Origin of the sequence: Saccharopolyspora ipomoeae (assembly GCF_029952525.1) — a bacterium.
Classification (GTDB): Bacteria; Actinomycetota; Actinomycetes; order Mycobacteriales; family Pseudonocardiaceae; genus Saccharopolyspora; species Saccharopolyspora ipomoeae.
Map to the genome: position 1 here is coordinate 632,110 of NZ_JASAOF010000001.1, position 19,491 is coordinate 651,600.

Annotated in this window: 14 protein-coding genes; 5 read left to right on the top strand and 9 right to left on the bottom strand. The window is 72.2% G+C overall.

Features of this window, described 5'->3' with window-relative positions; genetic code table 11:
• Positions 1 to 28: 28 nt before the first annotated feature.
• From QFW96_RS02960 to eccD, 8 genes are all read right to left on the bottom strand, one after another.
• Positions 29 to 361 (bottom strand): hypothetical protein, encoded by a 333-nt coding sequence (locus QFW96_RS02960; protein WP_281453906.1) that lies wholly within the window; start codon positions 359 to 361, stop codon positions 29 to 31.
• The gene (locus tag QFW96_RS02965) at positions 351 to 788 is read right to left on the bottom strand and encodes a YbaB/EbfC family nucleoid-associated protein (protein WP_281453907.1); all 438 of its coding nucleotides are present in this window, start codon (positions 786 to 788) and stop codon (positions 351 to 353) included. Before QFW96_RS02965 ends, QFW96_RS02960 begins: the two co-directional genes overlap by 11 nt.
• A 30-nt stretch (positions 789 to 818) precedes the next feature.
• Positions 819 to 3,641 carry a hypothetical protein gene (locus QFW96_RS02970; RefSeq protein WP_281453908.1) on the bottom strand — a complete coding sequence of 941 codons (2,823 nt, stop codon included), beginning with the start codon at positions 3,639 to 3,641 and terminating at the stop codon, positions 819 to 821.
• Positions 3,642 to 3,735: 94 nt separating this feature from the next.
• On the bottom strand, positions 3,736 to 4,119 hold the full coding sequence (locus QFW96_RS02975; protein ID WP_281453909.1) for a hypothetical protein: 384 nt from the start codon (positions 4,117 to 4,119) through the stop codon (positions 3,736 to 3,738).
• A gap of 125 nt (positions 4,120 to 4,244) precedes the next feature.
• Entirely contained in the window at positions 4,245 to 4,532 is a 288-nt protein-coding gene (locus QFW96_RS02980; protein WP_281453910.1) for a WXG100 family type VII secretion target, read from the bottom strand.
• A gap of 34 nt (positions 4,533 to 4,566) precedes the next feature.
• Positions 4,567 to 4,878: a hypothetical protein gene (locus QFW96_RS02985; RefSeq protein WP_281453911.1), complete on the bottom strand. Its 312-nt coding sequence runs from the start codon at positions 4,876 to 4,878 to the stop codon at positions 4,567 to 4,569.
• Between the two features lie 82 nt (positions 4,879 to 4,960).
• The gene (eccB, locus tag QFW96_RS02990; RefSeq protein WP_281453912.1) at positions 4,961 to 6,367 is read right to left on the bottom strand and encodes a type VII secretion protein EccB; all 1,407 of its coding nucleotides are present in this window, start codon (positions 6,365 to 6,367) and stop codon (positions 4,961 to 4,963) included.
• 57 nt (positions 6,368 to 6,424) lie between these two features.
• On the bottom strand, positions 6,425 to 7,804 hold the full coding sequence (eccD, locus tag QFW96_RS02995) for a type VII secretion integral membrane protein EccD (RefSeq protein WP_281453913.1): 1,380 nt from the start codon (positions 7,802 to 7,804) through the stop codon (positions 6,425 to 6,427).
• 439 nt (positions 7,805 to 8,243) lie between these two features.
• Between eccD and eccCa the strand changes: the two genes are divergently transcribed.
• The 4 genes from eccCa (at position 8,244) to QFW96_RS03015 (ending at position 17,228) form a co-directional block, all read left to right on the top strand.
• On the top strand, positions 8,244 to 12,170 hold the full coding sequence (gene eccCa / locus QFW96_RS03000; protein ID WP_281453914.1) for a type VII secretion protein EccCa: 3,927 nt from the start codon (positions 8,244 to 8,246) through the stop codon (positions 12,168 to 12,170).
• Positions 12,167 to 13,318, top strand: a complete 1,152-nt coding sequence (locus tag QFW96_RS03005) for a S8 family serine peptidase (RefSeq protein WP_281453915.1) — start codon at positions 12,167 to 12,169, stop codon at positions 13,316 to 13,318. Before eccCa ends, QFW96_RS03005 begins: the two co-directional genes overlap by 4 nt.
• A gap of 61 nt (positions 13,319 to 13,379) precedes the next feature.
• Positions 13,380 to 16,205 (top strand): helix-turn-helix transcriptional regulator, encoded by a 2,826-nt coding sequence (locus QFW96_RS03010; RefSeq protein WP_281453916.1) that lies wholly within the window; start codon positions 13,380 to 13,382, stop codon positions 16,203 to 16,205.
• Positions 16,206 to 16,721: 516 nt separating this feature from the next.
• Entirely contained in the window at positions 16,722 to 17,228 is a 507-nt protein-coding gene (locus tag QFW96_RS03015) for a sigma-70 family RNA polymerase sigma factor (protein ID WP_281454029.1), read from the top strand.
• A 344-nt stretch (positions 17,229 to 17,572) separates the two neighbouring features.
• Here QFW96_RS03015 and QFW96_RS03020 read toward each other — a convergent pair whose 3' ends face one another.
• Entirely contained in the window at positions 17,573 to 18,505 is a 933-nt protein-coding gene (locus tag QFW96_RS03020) for a LysR family transcriptional regulator (RefSeq protein ID WP_281453917.1), read from the bottom strand.
• Positions 18,506 to 18,647: 142 nt separating this feature from the next.
• Here QFW96_RS03020 and QFW96_RS03025 point away from each other — a divergent pair, with 142 nt between their 5' ends.
• On the top strand, positions 18,648 to 19,337 hold the full coding sequence (locus QFW96_RS03025) for a type 1 glutamine amidotransferase domain-containing protein (RefSeq protein WP_281453918.1): 690 nt from the start codon (positions 18,648 to 18,650) through the stop codon (positions 19,335 to 19,337).
• The last annotated feature ends 154 nt before the right edge of the window (positions 19,338 to 19,491 follow it).

Here is a 19,491-nt window from a genome sequence, read left to right on the forward strand (position 1 = left end):
CCGTCGTCGGTCGCGCCGCGCGCCGCGCTCACGCCTTCTTGCCGCCCCGCGTCACCTCGCTGTTCGCGGTCGAGTTCATGTCGTCGAAGGTCTTGCCGACGTCGACGACCTTCTCGCCGTCGGTGCCGATGCTCAGGCCGAGCATGCGCAGGAACTCCAGCCCGTCCTTCTCCCCCGGCTCGTACTTGGAGCGCAGCGTCTTGGCGATGTCGTCGTCGCCCTCGATGGCGAAGGAGTTGCAGTCGTGGGCCAGGTCGGCGTAGATGGCGTTGGCGGTCTCGGCGATGCGGGTCAGGTCGACGCCTCCCCGCTTGAGCGCCTCGATGTCCGCCGCGACCAGGTCGTTCTCCTCATTTGCCACGATCGGTCCCCTCCCCCTCGTCGGCGGCGTCGGACATGCTGTCCGCCTCCCGGACCGCCTCGTCGAACATCGTGTCCAGGTCGAAGTCGCCGTTGACCATGTCGGTCAGCGCCGACCCGAACCCGGCGGGCGCCATCGCGCTGTAGACGGCGATGGACTTCTGGCTCGCCTCGTCCTGCGCCTGCCGAACCAGCTCGACGATCTTGTTGGCCAGTTCGGCGGGCGCCATCGTGCGGTAGCGGGTGCCGGAGAACTTCAGACCGGTGAGCCGCTGCCGGTGGTCCACCGTCGCGGATATCGAGCGGTCCTTGCTGGAGACGGTCGTGGTCTCCTTCTCGGCCCGCTCCTGCGCCTCGCGGATGCGCTCCTGCTGCTTCCGGAGGTCTGCCAGCGCGTTTTCCATCTGGTTGAACAGAGGAGAGGACATCGCCACTCCCTCCTTCCGGGGACCTGGTTTTCAGCCCTGCGCCGTTGCCTGGGTGGTCTGCTCCTGCTCCGCCGGTGTCTGCTGCGGCTGGCGCGGCGGGCGGACCGGGCCCGCGGCGATCTGCTCGTCGACGTCGAAGTCGGCTTCGTCGGGCAGGCCGATGACGCCCATGCCCGCGTCGGCGTTGGTGCCCCAGACGTCCTCGTCCTCGGACAGCCAGGTCTGCCGCTCGCGTTCGCTCTTGTCGCCCTGCTGGCCGCCCATGCCGCCCATCATCGGTGGCATGAACGGCATTCCGCCCATGCCCTGCTGCGTGGACGGACCGTTGAGCTGGCTCATCCCCGGCGGCAGCGGCGATGCCTGGGAACCGCCCAGACCGGAGCCCGCGCCGGAACCCATGCCGAACCCGGTGGTGCCGCCCCCGGCACCACCGCGCTGCTGCTCGGAACCCGTACCGGAACCGCCCGCGCCGTCGGCCGAGCCGTCCGGGGCGCCGAAGCCGTCGGAGACGTTGTCGAACCCGTAGCCGTCGGCCGGGTCGGACACGCCCTCGAATCCGCCCGAACCGAGACCGCCCGCACCGTCGCCGAATCCACCGGCGCCCCCGTTGGCGACGTCACCGATGCCGGCACCGGAGCCGAGCCCGGCGCCCGAGTCGGACCCGAGTCCGCCCGGGTCGAAGCCGCCGAGTCCGCCGTTGGCCGGGTCGCCGAGCCCTTCCCCGGCACCGGATCCGAGGCCACCGGGGTCGAAACCGCCCTGGCCGCCGGGCAGGTCGCCGAACCCACCGGCTCCACCGTTGGCCGGATCACCCAGGCCCGCGCCGGCGCCGAGGCCGCCGTCAGCACCACCGGGCAGGTCGCCGAACCCACCGGCACCGCCGTTGGCCGGATCACCCAGACCCGCGCCGGCGCCGAGGCCGTCGTTGCCGCCCGCGCCGAGTCCACCGATGCCGCCGTTGGCCGGGTCACCGAGGCCCTGACCGGCTCCCAGTCCGGAGTCCGCGCCGCCGGGCAGACCGGTGTCGCCGAAGCCTCCCGCACCACCGTTGGCGAGGTCGCCGATGCCTTCTCCGGCACCGGGGATCGGGTTGCCGTTGGAGTCCAGGGGCACACCGGCCATGCCGCCGGGGCGGTCCTGGTCCTGCTGCCCGGGAACGTCGCCGAAGCCGCTCGCACCGCCGTTGGCGGGGTCGAACGAGCTCTGGGTCAGGCCGCTGTCGACCAGGCCGGGCTGCTGGTCGCCGCTGAGCCCACCGACCCCGCCGTTGGCCGGGTCGTTCTGCCCGAAGTCGCCGAAACCGCCCGCGCCGCCGTTGGCCGGATCGCCGTTGGCGTTGGCGCCGGGCTTGGTTCCCGCGCCGCCGGTGGCGCCGCCGAGCCCGAGCCCACCGGGGCCGACCAGCGGCGGCGTCGCACCGCCGTTGGCACCGTTGTCCCCGGTCCCCAGACCGGAGTCGCCGCCGAGGCCACCACCGGCACCGCCGAGGCCGTCACCGCTGCCGAGTCCGCCGAGGCCGCCGTTGGCGGAGTCACCGCCCAGGCCGTCGGCTCCGCCCAGGCCGCCACCGGCTCCCCCGAGCCCGTCGCCACCGCCGAGTCCGCCGACGCCGCCGTTCGCGGAATCGCCGCCCAACCCGTCACCGCCGCCCAGGCCCTCGGGACCGCCACCGGCGCCCCCGAGCCCGTCGCCGCCACCGGGCGGCGGGACGTTGGTGTCCCCGCCGGGCGGGGGCACGTTGGTGTCGCCCCCGGGCGGCGGCGGGATGTTCGTGTCGCCACCCGGGGGCGGCGGGATGTTGGTGTCGCCGTTGGGAGGCGGCGTGGTCGGCGGGGTGTTCGGGGCGCTGGCCTCGGGCTCGGTGAGCTCCTTGATCGCCGACTGCGTGTACTTGAGCTCCTCTTCGAGGGGTTTGAGCGCCGCGGCCGCCGCGGTGTCGAGCGTCTTGAGCTCGGTGAGCGCGGCGTTGCTGATCTCCGTGTTCATCTTGTCCCACGGACCGGCGGTGACCAGGTTGCCTTCCTTGAAGCTCGCCAGCGAGGTGTTGATGTACTCCTGGGCCTCGGAGGTGCTCTTGCCGTCGAGCTGGTAGTTCGGCGCGCCCTTGACCAGCCCCACTCCGTTGGTGAGGAAGTCGTAGAGCTGGTTCTCGTAGTCCACGCGCTTGTTGTTGGGGGCGTAGAGGGCGCGGCTGCGGAAGTCGTAGAACGCTTCGGCGAGGCCCTTGATCGCCGCTTCCATCTTGTCGCCGAGGTTCTTCAGCGCCACCGAGACGGCGACGCCCCGGTCGATGGTGAGCTGCTCGTGCAGGCCTTCCAGCTTGTCGGCGTTCTGGTCCATGCGCCCCTGGATGACCGAGGCGGCCTTGCCGCTGAAACCGGAGTCCTCGGAGTCCAGCGACTTCGCCCAGGCCCGGAAGTCCGTGCCGGTGCCCTCCAGCCACTTCTCGTACTTGCCGACGAGGTCTTGGGCCTGGCGCAGGGTGGGCAGGTCCAGCGTCCCGCTCTTGCCGGACGACATCTCCTCGACGATGGTTCCGGCGTCGTTGATCGCCTGGGTCCACGCGTCGGTGGCGGCGGTGTTGCGGTTGACCCGGTAGTAGACCCGGTCGAACGCGGTGTAGGTGAGGTCCTCGGTGGGCGCGACCCGGTTGGTCAGGTCCTCCTTGAGCTTGTCGCCGGTGAAGTCGGCGTCCTTGCCGCCGGCTCCACCGTCGCCACCGCCTGCGACCTCGAACCACTTGATGCCCTCGGCCTTGGACTTCAGGTCCGGCCCTTTTCCGGTCAACGCGTTGAGCGCCTGGAAGAACGTCCAGTCGCTGCTCGGGCCTGACAGGTCCGCGTTCTCGGGCATGGGCTTTCTCCTGCTCCTGGGCTGATGCCGTCAGCTGAGGCCGATCGAGTGGGGGCCGATCGAGTGGGGGCCGATCGAGTGGGGGTGAACCGACTCAGGCGGCCGGGGTCTGCGTTCCCGAGATGTCCGGGTATTCCTGGGTGAACTCGGTGGCCGAGTAGGTCGCGAGGTCGTCGGTGTCCTCGAAGACGCGCTTGGCGTCGTTGAGGGCTTCGGTGAACTTGCGCCAGTCCTTGCTGGTCTTCTCGTTCATCGCCTCGGCGGATTTGCCCAGGGCGCCCAGGGATTCGTTGAGCGACTGGATGGCCGGCCACTCGGGGTTGCCGGCGTGGACCCGCTCGCCGAGGTCGGCCGCGAGCCGGATGCCGGAGCTGGCACCCAGGAACTGCTTGCGCAGCTCGTCCTCGCGGGTGTCGACGTCCTTGATCAGCTTCTCGTACTGACCGCTGTCGAACTTGGTCTTCGTCTCGTCAGCCACTGGTTCTCCTTGTCACGGTGGAGGAAGACGGGGAATCGGGTGCGGGCCGCTGCGCGTGGCGACCCGCACCCGAAACTTCAACCGCACGAGCACCTCTCAACGGCATGAGCCGCGGGAGGAACTCGTCAAGCCATGATCTGGGCGCTGCGGTTGTCGCCGTCCTGGAAGGCCTGGGCGGCGTTGTTCGAGGAGACGTGACCGCTGCTCAGGCGGGTGTTCATCTCGGTGTAGGCCTGGTTCCACTTCTGCTGCTTCTCGGCCCACAGCGGCGCGGCCTTGCCCTGGGTGGCCTCGCCCATGTTCTTCAGGAAGCCGTTGAGCTCGTCCAGGATGGTGCCCATCTGACGAACGGCCTGCTGCAGCCCCATGTTGACCTCTTCGTAGGCCCCGTGCTGCACGCTGAACTGGGTCATCTCAATCTCCGTTCTGAGTAGGTGGGGGTGTCGATCAGAGGTTGGCGCCGGAGGCGGAGTCGGCGGCCTGCTGAGCGGCCTGCAGGGAGGCGTTGCGGACGTCCATGACGCGCTGGTTCAGCTGGTTGAGCTCGTTCTCGATGCGCGAGAAGTCACCGGCCCAGACGCCGAACTTGTCGACCAGCATGCGACCGGAGTCGGACTGGTTGGCCTGGCCCAGCGAGGAAGCCTGCATCTGGACCTGATTGTTGAGCTGGCGCATCTGCGACAGGGACTGGTTGGTCGCCTCGATGATCTGCTGCAGCTGAGCGTCGTTGAGGCCGTACTGGGCGCCTGGTGCGGTCATCGGTTTCTCCTTGCGCTGTGCGGAATTGAAACTGGGCGGGATTCGACTTGCGTACTGCGCGCCGGCCGGGTGGGTCGGCGCGTCACGGTGCTGCTGGTGCAGCACCTCCTGCGGCTCGCTCCGGTGCGAGAACCGGTCCGGTCGGCAGCAGCGAGAGCAGGTGCGCTGGAACCGGAACCGCGTCGGTCAGCCGGTACCCGAGGGCTTCGGCCGCTTTCTGGCCGGGAACCGGGTACTTGGCACCCGAGTCGGTGACCAGGTAGAGACCGGCGCCGGGGACGCCGGGGGCGGGCAGGGTGCGGGCGAGCACGCCCGCACCGGGCTGGACGTCGATGCGGTCGGCGGTGAACTCGTCGCGTTCGATGCCGGGACCGCCGACCACGACGCCACCTCCAGCGGGCCCGATGGCCAGCGCGGACTGCGCGCCGCGCGGGCCCGGTTGGATCCGGGCGCAGGGCGCGGTGGTGTCGTCGGCGACCAGCGGCATCGGGGGCTTGTCGGGCAGCTGCGCCATCGTCGGCGACGAGGGCACCTGTCCGACCGAGGCCATCGCCGCGGGCGAGAGCGCGCGGGGGCCCGTCTGGCCACCGCCGGCCGGGTCGCCCATCGCCAGCGCGGCGGTCGTGCCGTTGACCGGCATCAGCCCGCCGGTGGTGAGCACGTACAGCGTCTGCGGGCGGCCGACCACGCTGACCGAGAAGACCTGGCCGATGCGGGTGGGCTGGCCGCCGAGGGTCGGGCCGGGCTGGCCGGATCCGGGGATCTGCAGCGGCCCGAGGTCGGGCCCGGCGGGCATCGCGTTGATGAAGGCGTCGCGCACCGGCAGAGCGGTGGAGGCGTCGTAGCCGAGCACGGCGGCGACCCACGGGGCGCTGAGCTTCATCCGCTTGTCCCGCCACACCAGGTACTGGTCGCCGCTGGTGGATCGCACCAGCACGGCCTCGTCCGGCCCGGCGGGTTCGGCCTCGGCGGCGTCGCCGACGTGCAGGGCGACGGTGGCGTGCGGGGCCCCGGCGGCGTCGCGGGTGGTGGTGGCGCAGACCAGCCACGCCTGGCCCGCACCTCCCGCGGCGCCCTCCGGGATCCCGTCGGGGGCGCCGATGATGCCGATGGGAGTGCCTCGCGGCACCTCGCTCAGCGTGGAGCGGGACACCTCCGCGACCTCGCTCGCCCCCAGCAGCCGCGCCGATGCGTAGTTGAGCACCGGGCGCAGCGTGCCGTCGGAGGCCAGCACGTACTGGCTCCCGGTTTCCTTCTCGACGATGAGCTTGCCGGGCTGGGACCAGTCGGTGGCCCCGCCGAAGCCGAGGACGCCGGCGACGGCGAACCCGGCGACGATGAGCATCGACAGCATCAGGCCGATGACGTAGCCGAGCGGGGTCCGCCGCAGCGGCGGGTCGGGCGCGTCGGGTTCGGCCTGCACCAGCGCGGAGACGACCCGCGCGGCCATGAACGAGTGGGCTTGGACCTGGTCACTGCGCGAGTGCACGACGACCTCCCCCGGACAGGAAGGTGCCCGAGCTCCGGCTCCACCGGAGAACCTCGTTCACGACCATGCGGCCCTCACCACTGCGTAGAGGTTCAGCGCTGCCAACGTCATCGGGACGATGGCGATCGCGAGGGTCATGTGCGCCCAGTCGCCCGCGCGGCCCCAGTGCGGGAGCATGCGGCGGCCGGGCAGGCTGCGGGCTCCGGCGAGCAGCAGTCCGGACAGGACGATCAGCGCGCCGATGACGGCGATCCGCCAGGCGCCGGGGATCACCAGGCACAGCGCGGTGATCACGGCGGCGAGGCCGAGGAAACCGGGCACCATGACGGCCACGCGCTGGCGGGAACTCGCGAACTCGCGGGAGTGCAGCAGGAGCAGGAACGAGGCGATGGCGGCCAGCGTCGGCGACGCCCACCCGGGGGTGAAGGCGAGGATGCCGAGACATCCGGCGATGACGACGCCGAGTCCGGCGCACAGCGCGGTGAGGTTGAAGTCCGCCTCGGCGGTGCGGTCCATCAGCTCGCGGCCGGGTTCGGGGTCGATTCCTTCCTGGAACTGCTCCGCGGAGGTCGGCAGCGGCGGCACCTTCAGCCCGGCGAGCCACGCGGCGATGCGCGGGACGCGGGTGCCGACCAGCAGCGTCACTGCGAGCACGACGGCGGCCGCGCCTCCGGCGGAGAGCATGTCGAAGGTGTTGAGGAGTCCGACGAGCGCGGTCAGCCCGGTGGCGAGCATCGCGGCGAGGTAACCGGCTCCGAACCCGCCGCCGACGAGGAACCGGCCGAGGACGATGACGCTGGTGCACACCGCGGCTGCGGTCAGGCAGGGCGCGACGAGCTGGGTGCTCATGGCGATGACGGGCCGCCCGATCATCGGAAGCGCCCATCCGGCGGCCGCGGCGAACGCGGCGCTGCCGGAGAACAGCAGTTCCGAAGCGGCCCGGTCGCCGAGGGCCCGCGAGGACAGGGCGGCGGCGCCGAGCAGGACGAGCGCGACGCTGCCTGCGGTGATGGCCACCCACTGCCCGGCGCCGATGCTGGGCAGCAGCACCAGTCCGAGCGCGAGCGAGGCGCCGAGCAGCGCCAGGAACGCGCGCCGGGTGCTCTCCGGACGCCACAGGTCCTTGCGCTGGTTGCGGATTCCGGTCGCCACGCCGTCGGCGAGGTCGTCGAAGTCGGCCGGCGGCAACTGGTCGTTGCGCGGCCGGAGGTGGAGGATGTCGCCGTCGTAGAGGCCCAGCGCGGCAGTGCCGAGATCCTCCTGCAGGGCGGGCTCGCCGAGCCGCTGCAGCACCCATCCGTCGTGTTCCAGGCCCGCGTTCCCGAGGCCACCGCCGAGGTGGTCGAGGAAGGTGGGCAGCAGGTCCGCGAGCGGGATGTGGGCGGGCACCGCGAGCTCGACCCGAGAGCTGGGGCCCTGGATCGTCAGTCGACACACCTCGCCTGCCGCAACCGCAGGCTGAGCCGTCGTTCCCGTCATACCCACCACACGCGGCTCGGCTCATGAAGAGTTCAACCGTTTTGCCGAACTCCTCTCCTCCGGACACCGGATTCAGGTAACCGGAGGTAGCTGCCCCCACTTGTGGGCGGTTTCCGCAGGAACCGACCCGGGGAACGGGTGTCGACTTCTGGGAATTGTGGCTAAAACCGCCCCGGCGCAACACCTCTCACCACCACCCGTCCCGATCCCCACGACGGCGGACGCGTCGGGGCACCGGGATTGCCGTGATGAATTCGTTGCTCCGGGTTCTCCCCTCCGCTTTGACCCGATTGGAGTGCTCCATCCGTGTAGAGGGGTGAGGGGATGCAGGGGAAAGGATCTGATCGCAGTGAGTGTGACGCCGTTCCGGCGACCGGCCAGGCAGAAGCCCCCCACGATGCCCGACGGGGAACTGTCCCTGCAGGAGCCGCCCGTCATCCCCGAGCAGGTCAGCGGTGGGTTCGGCGGGCTGCTGATGTACCTGCCGATGGCGTTGGGCTCCGGCGCCATGATGCTGATGTTCATGGGCCGCGGTGGTTCCGGCGGTTTCGGCGGCATCGGGCTCGTCGTGGTGGCGCTGATGGCCGTGTCGATGCTCGCGATGGGCTTCGGCCAGATGGGCCGCAGCGTCGGCGAGCGCAAGCGCCGCCTCAAGGGCGAGCGCCGCGACTACCTGCGCTACCTCGGCCAGATGCGCAAGCAGGTCCGCCAGGTCGCGGCCGATCAGCGGAAGGCGTTGTCGTGGCGGCATCCCGACCCGTCGGGCCTGTGGTCGGTGGCGATGAGCGGCCGGTTGTGGGAGCGCCGCCTGTCGCACGCCGACTTCGCCGAGGTCCGCATCGGACGGTCCGCGCAGCGGCTGGCGATGAAGATGACACCGGTGCAGTCCAAGCCGGTCGAGGACCTGGAGCCGCTGTCGGCGCGGGCGCTGCGCCGGTTCATCAAGGCCTACACCACTGTGGACGATCTGCCGACGGCCTTGTTCCTGCGCGGTTTCTCGCAGGTGCAGATGCGCGGCGACGCCGAGGCTGCGCGCGGCCTGCTGCGGGCGGTGCTGGCGCAGCTGGTGACCTTCCACTCCCCCGACGACCTCAAGATCGCCGTGTGCGCGAGCCCGGAGCGGGCCCCGGAGTGGGACTGGGTGAAGTGGCTGCCGCACGCCCAGCACACCAGCCAGCAGGACGGCGCCGGGCACGTCCGGATGCTGACCGGCTCGCTCGCCGAGCTCGAAGCCCTCGTCGGCCCGGACCTCAACGACCGCGGCCGCTTCGAGGCCGGGGCGAGCCCGACCCGCGACGAGCCGTACGTGGTGGTGGTCCTCGACGGCATCACGACCCCGGCGGAGTCGCGCCTGGCCGGTGCCGGCTACCGCAACGCCACCGTGCTCAACCTCGACATGTCCGGCCCCGCCCAGCGCACCACGCTGCGGCTGGAGGTCGCCGCCGACGAGATCGACATGATCCGGCTGAACCGCTCGGGCGCGGAGGTCCGCACCGAGCTGGGCGCGCCGGATTCGCTGAGCCCGTCGCAGATCGCGTCGCTGGCGCGCACTCTCGCCCCGTTCCGGCTCAGCGCCACCACCGACATCGTCGAGCCGATGGTCACCGACTTCGACCTGGCCGCGCTGCTGGAGGTCGGTGAGATGGACAAGCTCGACGCCGCCCGCACCTGGGCGCGCACCTCGCAGCAGGACCGGCTGCGGGTGCCGATCGGCATCGCCGAGAACGGCACCAAGATCGAGCTGGACATCAAGGAGTCCGCCCAGGGCGGCATGGGCCCGCACGGCCTGCTCATCGGCGCGACCGGTTCGGGCAAGTCGGAGCTGCTGCGCACGCTCGTGGTCGCGATGGCCGTCACGCACTCCTCCGAGGTCCTCAACTTCGTGTTGGTCGACTTCAAGGGCGGCGCCACGTTCCTCGGCCTGGACGAGCTGCCGCACACCTCGGCGGTGATCACCAACCTGGCCGACGAAGCTCCGCTGGTGACCCGCATGCAGGACGCGCTGCAGGGCGAGATGGTGCGCCGCCAGGAGCTGCTGCGCTCGGCGGGCAACTACAGCTCGCTGCTGGAGTACGAGAAGGCCCGCGCCAACGGCGCACCCCTCGCACCGATGCCGAGCCTGTTCCTGGTCGTCGACGAGTTCAGCGAGCTGCTGGCCTCGCACCCGGACTTCGCGGAGCTGTTCGTGATGATCGGCCGGCTGGGCCGGTCGCTGGGCGTGCACCTGCTGCTGGCCTCGCAGCGCATCGACGACGGCCGGATGCACAAGCTGGAGAGCCACCTGTCCTACCGGATCGGTCTGCGCACGTTCTCGGCGATGGAGAGCCGCTCGGTGATCGGCGTCCCGGACGCCTACCAGCTGCCGAGCGCGCCGGGCAACGGCTACCTGCGCTCGGACGTGGCGACGCTGTCGCGGTTCAAGGCCGCCTACGTCTCGGCGCCGTTCAAGCGGCGCACCGCCGAGCAGCGCAAGGCGGAGATCAGCCGCCAGGTGGTGACCTTCGGCGCCGCGCGGCTGCCGGAGACGCCCACCGAGCAGGTCCCCGAACCGGAGCCGGAGACCGGGGAGGAGGAGACCACCGAGACGCTGCTGCAGGTCGCGGTCAGCCGCCTCAAGGGCCAGGGCCCGCCCGCGCACCAGGTGTGGTTGCCGCCGCTGGACGAGCCGCCGACGCTCGACGAGCTGCTGCCGCCGCTGGTGCCCGACCCCGACCGCGGCCTGACGCCGATCAGCTGGCCGGGTCGCGGCAAGCTGCAGGTGCCGGTGGGCGTCATCGACAAGCCCTTCGACCAGGCCCGCGAGCTGTACATGGTGGACCTCTCCGGCGTCGGCGGGCACGTCGGCATCGCCGGTGGCCCGCAGGCGGGCAAGTCGACGATGCTGCGCACCCTCATCGCCGGTCTCGCGCTCACCCACACCCCGGACGAGGTGCAGTTCTACTGCCTGGACTTCGGCGGTGGCACGCTGCAGACCCTCGGCGAGCTGCCGCACATCGGCGGCATCGCCGGGCGCATGGACTCCGAGCGCGTCAGCCGCACGGTGGCCGAGGTGCAGGGCGTGCTGTCCCGGCGCGAGGAGCTCTTCGCCCAGCACGGCGTGGAGAACATGGCCGAGTACCGGGAGCTGCGCCGCGAGGGGCGGGTCCCGGAGGACTCGTTCGGCGACGTGTTCCTGGTGGTGGACAACTGGGGCACGCTGCGCAGCGACTTCGAGCAGCACGACCAGACGATCCGCTCGCTCGCCTCGCGCGGGCTGACCTACGGCATCCACCTGATGCTGACCACCAGCCGCTGGGCCGACATCCACAGCCAGCTGCGCGACCAGCTGGGCACCCGGCTGGAGCTGCGGCTGGGCGACTCGATCGACTCGGTCATCGACATGCGCGCGGCCGCCGGTGTGCCGCGCCAGCCGGGCCGCGGTCTGACGATGGACAAGCTGCACTTCCTGTCGGCGGTGCCGCGCCTGGACGGTCTGCGCCGGGTCGACGACCTGGCCAAGGGCGCCCGGATGCTGGCCGAGGCGGTGGCCGACAACTGGGACGGCGAGGACGCCGCCGGGGTTCGGATGCTGCCCGCGGTGCTGCCCGCCGAGCGCCTTCCCGAGCCGGAGGGCAAGCTGCGGCTCCCGCTGGGCTGGGGCGAGGCCGACCTGCAGCCGGTGTGGCACGACTTCGCGACCCAGCCGCACCTGACGGTGCTGGGCGACACCGGCAGCGGCAAGACCGGGCTGCTGCGGCTGGTCGCCGACGCGATCCCGAAGACCTACGCCCCGGGCGAGGCGGAGCTGATCCTGGTGGACTCGCGCCGCGTGCTGCTCGACGCCGTCCCCGACGCCTACCGGCGGGGTTTCGCGTTCTCGGCGACGGCGGCCAAGGACATCATCGGCACCGCCGCCAACGAGCTGCGGGAACGCCTGCCGGGCGCGGACATCACACCGCAGCAGCTGCAGCGCCGCGACTGGTGGTCGGGCCCGGAGGTGTTCATCCTCGTCGACGACTACGACCTGCTGGCCAGCACGATGGGCGGCCCGCTGGACTCGCTGCTGGACCTGCTGCCGCAGGCCGCCGACATCGGTCTGCACGTGATCCTCACGCGCAGCGCGGCCGGGTCGTCCCGGCTGTCGATGGACTCGGTGGTGCGGCGCATGCAGGAGTCCAACACGCCGGACCTGGCGTTCTCCTGCCCGCCCACGGAGATGCCGCTGCTCAACGGCATGCGCCCGCAGGTGCTGCCCGCGGGCCGGGCGCACCTGGTGACCCGCCGCAGCGCGACGCTGATGCAGGCGGCCTGGTTGGAGCCGCGTCCGGCGGGAGACCGCGCATGAGGGCGGTGGCGACGGCGCTGGTCGTGGGTGCGCTGCTCACCGCCGCGCCGATCCCGGCGGTCGCCCAGCAGTGCGCGCAACCGGCGGATCACGTGGTGCCGCAGGAGGGTTGGGCGCTGGAGCGCCTCGCTCCGAGCAGCGTGTGGGAGCTGACCAGCGGTGACGCGGTGACGGTCGCGGTGATCGGCACGGGCGTCAGCGCGGCCGCTCCGGCGCTGTCCGGGGCGGTGCTGTCGGGCCAGAGCCTCAGCGGTGGCGCGGGCGACGACGACTGCGCGGGCCGGGACACGTTCATGGCCGGGGTGATCGCGGCGCGCCCGGCGGCGGGCACCGGGTTCACCGGCATCGCCCCCGGCGCCCGGATCCTGCCGATCCGGATCACCGACGATCCCGACGAGGTCGACCCGGGCAAGCTGGCCTCGGCGATCCGCTCGGCCGCCGACGGCGGCGCGGAGGTGATCGCGGTGTCGGTGGGCACGGCCTCGGCCGACGGCGGGCTGCGCGCGGCGGTGTCCTACGCGCTGAGCAAGGACGCGCTGGTCATCGCACCGTCCGATGTGGACGTCGGCGAGGACGCGGTCCCCTACCCCGCCGGGTTCCCGGAGGCGCTGCCGGTCACCGGCATCACCGACGAGGGCGACCCGATCCAGCACGCCGCCGGGCAGCCCGCGCTGGTCGCCCCGGGCAACGAGGTGGTGGGCATCGCCCCGCGCGGCAGCGGGCAGATCGTGGCCTCCGGCGGCGGCATCGGCGTCGCGTTCGTCGCGGGCACGGCCGCGCTGGTGCGCGCCTACCACCCGGACCTCTCGGCCTCCGAGGTGCGAAACCGGTTGCAGGACACCGCCGATCACCCGCCCGCCGACCTGCCCGATCCGCAGCGCGGTTACGGCGTGGTCAACCCGGCCGCCGCGGTCACCTCGGTGCTGCCCGCCGAATCGGGCGAGAAGCCGATGGCCGCCGCGGCCCCGCCCGCGCACCTGCCGCCGAAACCGGTCGTGGACCCGCTGCCGCGCCTGGTCGCGCTGCTGGTCACCGGTGGCGTCGGGCTGCTGGTGGTGCTCACCGCCCTGGGCAGGGTGCTGATCCCGCGCGCCCGCAGGCGCGGGTGGCGCTCGGCGTGGCACAACGCGTCGCGGAGCGGGGGCTAGGCTTGGGCGAGCAGAACTTGATCAAGCACCGGGCTTTCCGGGCTCAGGTGGGGGCGCGCTGATGGGACCGGAGCTGTTCGGGCGGGACGCCGAACTGGCGCAGCTGCGCGGACTCGCGGGCGAGGTGGCCGCCGGGCGCGGCACCGTGCTCTGGCTCGAAGGTGAGCCCGGCATCGGCAAGACCGCGCTGCTGCGCGCCCTGCTCGCCGAAGCCTCCGAGCTCGGCTGCGCGGTGCACCACGCCACCGCCGACCAGCTGTCCCAGCGCTTCCCGCTGCGCGTCCTGCTGGACTGCCTCGCGGTGCACCCGACCTCCGGCGACCCGGAGGTCCTGGCGATCCACGAACGCCTAGGCGCCTCGGGCGACGACCCGGTGCCCGCGATCGCCGAGCAGCTCATCGCGCTCACCGAGAAGCTCTGCACCGCAGGGCCTCTCGTGCTGGCGGTCGACGACGTGCAGTGGGCCGACGAGGCGAGCCTGCTGGTGTGGCACCGGCTCAGCCGCCTGACCGAGCACCTGCCGCTGCTGCTGGTCGCGGCGGTGCGCCCGTCGGGCGGCCGCACCGAGCTCGGCGTGGTGCGCGGCGAGGACCGCGCGGCGGTCCGGATCCCGGTGAACCCGCTCGACGAACTCGCCACGGCGGGACTGGCCGCGCACCTCACGGGTGCCGCCGAGATCGGGCCGGCCCTGCGGGCGACGCTGGGCCGCGCGGCCGGGAACCCCCGCTACGTGCGGGAGATGGTGCTGGCGCTCAGCCGCGAGCAGCACCTCGACACCGACGCCGAGCGCGCCGAGCTGACCGCCGCGTTCAGCGACGGCGCGCTGCCGCGCTCGCTGGCCGAGGCCATCGCCTCCCGCCTGGGTTTCGTCGGCAGCGACACGATCGGCCTGCTGCGGATGGCCGCCCTGCTCGGGCCGACGTTCTCGGTGACCGACCTGCGCACCGTCTCCGAGCGCCCGGTGGTGGCGCTGGTCGGCAGCGTCGAGGAGGCGCTCACGGCCGGTCTGCTGGTGGAGTCGGGATCGCGGCTGACCTTCCAGCACGGGCTGATCCGCCAGGCCCTGCACGAGACAACGCCCACGGCGCTGCGGCTGGCGCTGCACCACCAGGCGGCCCGCGCGCTGGCCTCCTCCGGCGCACCGGTGGAGCGGGTCGGCGAGCAGCTGATGGCCTCGATCGCCGTCGACGACGCCGAGATCGACGACTGGGGACTGGACTGGCTGGTCGACAACGGCCGGATGCTGGCCCACCGCGCCCCGGAGTCCGCCGAGGGCCTGCTCGCCAACGCCCTCCCGCTGCTGTCCACCCAGGACTCCCGCCGCGATTCCCTGCGCACCGCCCGAGTGCTGGCGATGGTGCAGCTGGGACGCCCGGAGCAGGCCCGCGACCTCAGCGAGCGCGCGCTGGCCGACACCGACGACGCCGCCTGCTCCGCCGAGCTCAGCTGGTACCTGGCGTGGTCGCTGGCGGTGCTGGGGCAGGACGACCTGGCCGCCGAGGTGGTCGAGAAGGCGCTGCGGACACCGGGTTTCGACCGCCCGTGGCTGGCCCGGATGCACGCGGTGCTCGGTCAGGTGATGCTCTCGCGCGGTCACTTCGAGGCCGCCGACGCGGCCGTGGAGCGGGCGCTGGCCGAGGCCCGCCCCTCACGCGACGGTTTCGCGCTCGGCCTGGCCCTGCACGTGCGCGGTGCCGCGCTGGCGCGCCGCTGCGACCTCGCCGAGGCGGTGATCTGCTACGAGCAGGCCGGTGCCGCGCTCGGCGACGCGCCGGAGAACGCAGATCTGCGGCTCACGGTGCTGGGCAACCGGATGACGCTGCTGTTCGGGCTCGGCCAGGCCGAGGAGGCCGAGGGCGCGCTGCACGAGATGCTGGCGATGGCCGAGCGGTCGGCGACACCGGCCCGGCTGGGCGCGGTGCGCCTGTCGGCGGCCAACCACTACTACACGATCGGCCGCTGGGACGACGCGACCGCCGAGCTGGAAGCCGCCGCCGAGCTCGCCGACCACCTGGACCCGGCGGGGCTGCGCTTGCTGCGCGGGCTCTCGGCGCTGCTGGCCGGTCACCGCGATGACCGCGCGACGCTGCGGCGCAACCTGCGCGCCGCCGGCTGCGACGGGCAGCTGAGCACCCGCTCGTCGGCCGAGTTCCTGCTGCTGGCGGCCGCGATGCACGCCGAGTCCGACGACGACCCCGATCGCGCGGTGCGGCTGCTGTCGGAGGCGCTGACCGCGGGCACCCGGTTCGGCACCCGCTACCTGTGGCTGCCGAACCTGGTGCGGCTGGCGGCCGACGCGGGCGAGGCCGAGATCGCCGGCCGCGCCACCGACGCCTGCGCCGAGGACGCGGCCGTGGGCGCGGTGCCCAACATCGTGGCCGCCTCGCAGCACTGCCGCGGCCTGCTGGAGCGCGATCCGACCGCGCTGCGCGCCGCGATCGAGCTCTACAGCTCCACCAACCAGCCGCCCCGCTGCGCGCGGGCGCTGGAGGACATGGCGGTGGTGCTGGCAGAGCGCGGCGAACCCACCCCGGCGCGCGCCGCCTACGCCCGGGCGGTGCAGATCTACCAGGACCTGGGCGCCACCTGGGACCTGCGGCGCGCGGACTCGCGGATGCGCCCGCACGGCGTGCGGCACACCCGGGGGCGGCGCCGTCGCGCCACCAACGGCTGGGAGTCGCTGACGCCGACCGAGCGGCAGATCGCGCGGCTGGTGGCCGACGGGCTGCCCAACCCCGACATCGCGGCGGCGCTGTTCTCCTCGCGCCGCACGGTCGAGGTCCACGTCTCGCACATCCTGGCCAAGCTCGGGGTGCGCTCGCGGGTGGAGATCGCGGTCGAGGCGACCCGCCACGACGGCGGCGAGGTCGACACCAGATCGGCCTGAGCGGCACCGCGATCCACGAGGCCAGACCCGTCACTCACCGTCGCGGAACTCACCCTCCGCTCACGCAGTGAGAGCAGCCGCGCTGGCGGTGATCACGACGCTGCGGGGCCGGGCTCTGACGCCGCGTCACCAATCACAACCCCGTCATCGATCGTTCACATTACCTTTATTTTTCAGACCGACCAGTTGGTCCGGCACATGGGGACGAAACCCGAAAAATCGCCCACGTCGATGCTCATATGAGCGACCCCCAAGTGCCACGTAGAAAATCTACGTGAGCTCCCGGATTTCCTCCGATCGAGCTAACGGGCAAGCTCATCGCTGCCATCCGGAATCCCCGTCTCCGGTCGTTTCCTCTCAGTTCTCGCGAGCGATTCACCGGCGGGGCAGACAACCGAATGAAGAAGCCACATGACGCTAGTCGGAGATCCGCGATCCGCGATCGCATTCGAACGGGCACACGCCACGACGACCACCAGAGGCGGTGAGCACGACGTTCGAAACACAGACGCGACTCTGAAGTCGCTCTACGACGACTACTACCTTCGCCTGCTGGCGTACGTGAACAAGATCCTGGCCGACCCGCACCACGCCGAGGACGTCGTGCAGGAGACGATGCTCCGCGCCTGGCAGCACGCCGATTCGCTGACGCCGGAGCGCGGCTCGGTGTGGGGCTGGTTGACCAGGGTCGCGCACAACATCGCCATCGACCGCATCCGCGCACGTCGCGCGCGTCCCACCGAGGTCGACGAGGCCGCGGGCACCGCGTCCGGCGAGTACGACGCCGACCACGCCGACGCGGTGGTCAACCGGGTCGTGGTGGCCAAGATGGTCAGCAGGCTGACCCCCGGGCACCGCTCGGTGCTCTACGAGGTCTACTTCGCCGACAGCACCGCGACCAAGGCCGCGAGGTCGCTGGGCATTCCGCCGGGAACGGTGAAATCCCGGCTGCACCACGCCCTGCGGAACCTCAAAACGACGATGGACCCCCGTTCCCGCGACATCTACAACTCCCGGCGCTGAGAACGCTCCCGATAACGGCGTTTCCTCCCGCCCCGAATTGTGATGTGACACCGGACAGCAGAATGTCCCACCCAAAATCATAAGGTTCCCTGATTCCACACCGCTGAAATCGTTTCAACCGCGTCCGCAATTCCTATGGATGAGACTCGACTCCAATCTATGTCCTTGCGCCGACGAATCACGATCCCCTGTTCGGCGCAACACGGGCGAGGCCGGGACGCAGCGGCGTGCAGCGCTCGGCAGGGGACAGTTTTTCCTCGAATTGTCCGGACATTTCGGACATCGATCATGGGTGATTCGAGGAAGAACTGCCCCCTGCCGCGGCGGCCACCGCCGCGAGCCGCCTACCAGTCGCGCGCAGCCCGCAGCAGCCGGTCGCGGACGCGGGTGAGGTGGGGGCTCTGCGAGGTCCCGGCGCGTTCGGCGAGGAAGAGCGTGTTGATCGGCGGGTCCGGCGGGTCCAGCAGCGCGATCAGGTCTCCCGAGGCGAGGGCGTCCGCGCAGAGGTAGCGCGGGAGGACCGCGATGCCCGCACCGGCGGCGACGGCGCCGGCCTGGGCGCGCAGGTCCGGCATCACCACGGCCGCCGGGGTGTTCAGCCGCCTGCCGAAGACGTGCCGCCAGTAGCGGCGTGCGATCGGCAGGTCCTCGGCGTAGGTCAGCAGCGGCACCTCGGCGAGCGCACCCAGCTCCCCCGGTGTCAGCTCCCCGGCAGTCAGCTCACCGAGGCGCTCCGCCCACGCCGACCCGGCGACGAGCACGAACTCCTCGTCGGCCAGCGCGGTCGCCGCGATCGTGCGCCCGCGCGGCCGGATCGCCGACACCACGAGGTCGAAACGGCCGGCCCGCAGACCTTCCAGCAGTTCGTCGGCCAGGCCGGTGGTCACCCGCAGCCGGAGCCCGTCGGCCACCAGCGGCGCGAGTTCGGGCAGCACCCGCTCGCCCAGCAGTTCCGCCGGACCGGCCAGCCGCACCGGCTCGTCTCCCTCCCGGCCGGTGCCGCGCTCGGCGACGGCGGCGAGAGCGTCGAGCGGTCCGGCGACCTCGGCGGCGAGCTCGTCGGCGACCGCCGTCGCCGCGGCCCCGCGCGGCAGCCGCTCGAAAAGCTGCCGCCCGAGGTGGTCCTCCAGCGCCCGCACCTGCCCGGTCACGGTCGGCTGCGCGAGCCCGAGAACGCGCGCGGCGGAGGTGAACGACCCCGTCCGGTGCACCGCCAGGAAGGTCCGCAGCAGCCCCAGATCGACCGGGCCGGAGCCCTCGGCCGCGCGCTCGCCCATGCCGCGATCCTATCGCCGGGCCTGCGAGCTCAGCCATCAGAACCCTGATGGCCGTCATCGGTTCGCCGATTGGCACGGCCGCCGAGACCGCGCCTACGGTCGGAGTCGGCATCGCACATCACGAGTCTGAGAGCGACACATCATGGCGAAGATCCTGTTCGTGCTCACCGGCGCGGACCACTGGACCCTCAACGACGGCAGCAAGCACCCCACGGGCTTCTGGGCCGAGGAGTTCGTGGCGCCTTACGAGGCGTTCACCCGCGCCGGGCACGAGATCGTGGTCGCCTCCCCGGGCGCCGTGGTGCCCGTCGTCGACCAGGGCAGCCTGAGCGCCGACGCCAACGGCGGTCAGGAGGCCGCCGACCACATCGCGGCGGTGCTGGAGAAGGCCACCGAGCTGAAGAACCCGATCGACCTGGCCACCGTCGACCTCGACGCCTACGACGCGGTGTTCTACCCCGGCGGCCACGGCCCGATGGAGGACCTCGCGGTCGACGACGACTCGGCCCGCGTCCTGACCGGCGCGCTGGCCTCCGGCAAGCCGCTGGCCGTCGTCTGCCACGGCCCGGCCGCCCTGCTGGCCACCGAGAGCGGCGGCGACTCGCCGTTCCGCGGCTACGAGGTCACGGCCTTCACCAACGCCGAGGAGACCCAGGCGGGCCTGGCCGACAAGGCCCCGTGGCTGCTGCAGGACCGCCTCGAAGCCCTGGGCGTCACCTTCAACGAGGGCCCGGCCTGGGCCCCGAACGTCGTGGTCGACCGCAACCTGCACACCGGCCAGAACCCGGCCTCCTCGGCCCCGCTGGCGCACCGCTTCCTCGAATCCCTGTGACCCGCGCGTGAAAAGCGCTGAGGCGAGGAGGCTTCCCTCTTCCTCCTCGCCTCAGCGTGGTGCGAACACCGACCCCCAGGGTGACGTGGCGCGGCGCCAGCCCGTCGCCGTTCGCGGGACGCCGGCCGACTCCCGTGCGCGTGGTCCGCGCGCC

Coding starts and splice junctions, on each gene's coding strand:
- QFW96_RS02965 (WP_281453907.1), bottom strand. CDS start 788: ATGTCCTCTCCTCTGTTCAACCAGATGGAAAACGCGCTGGCAGACCTC.
- QFW96_RS02970 (WP_281453908.1), bottom strand. CDS start 3,641: ATGCCCGAGAACGCGGACCTGTCAGGCCCGAGCAGCGACTGGACGTTC.
- QFW96_RS02980 (WP_281453910.1), bottom strand. CDS start 4,532: ATGACCCAGTTCAGCGTGCAGCACGGGGCCTACGAAGAGGTCAACATG.
- QFW96_RS02985 (WP_281453911.1), bottom strand. CDS start 4,878: ATGACCGCACCAGGCGCCCAGTACGGCCTCAACGACGCTCAGCTGCAG.
- eccCa (WP_281453914.1), top strand. CDS start 8,244: ATGCCCGACGGGGAACTGTCCCTGCAGGAGCCGCCCGTCATCCCCGAG.
- QFW96_RS03005 (WP_281453915.1), top strand. CDS start 12,167: ATGAGGGCGGTGGCGACGGCGCTGGTCGTGGGTGCGCTGCTCACCGCC.
- QFW96_RS03010 (WP_281453916.1), top strand. CDS start 13,380: ATGGGACCGGAGCTGTTCGGGCGGGACGCCGAACTGGCGCAGCTGCGC.
- QFW96_RS03020 (WP_281453917.1), bottom strand. CDS start 18,505: ATGGGCGAGCGCGCGGCCGAGGGCTCCGGCCCGGTCGATCTGGGGCTG.
- QFW96_RS03025 (WP_281453918.1), top strand. CDS start 18,648: ATGGCGAAGATCCTGTTCGTGCTCACCGGCGCGGACCACTGGACCCTC.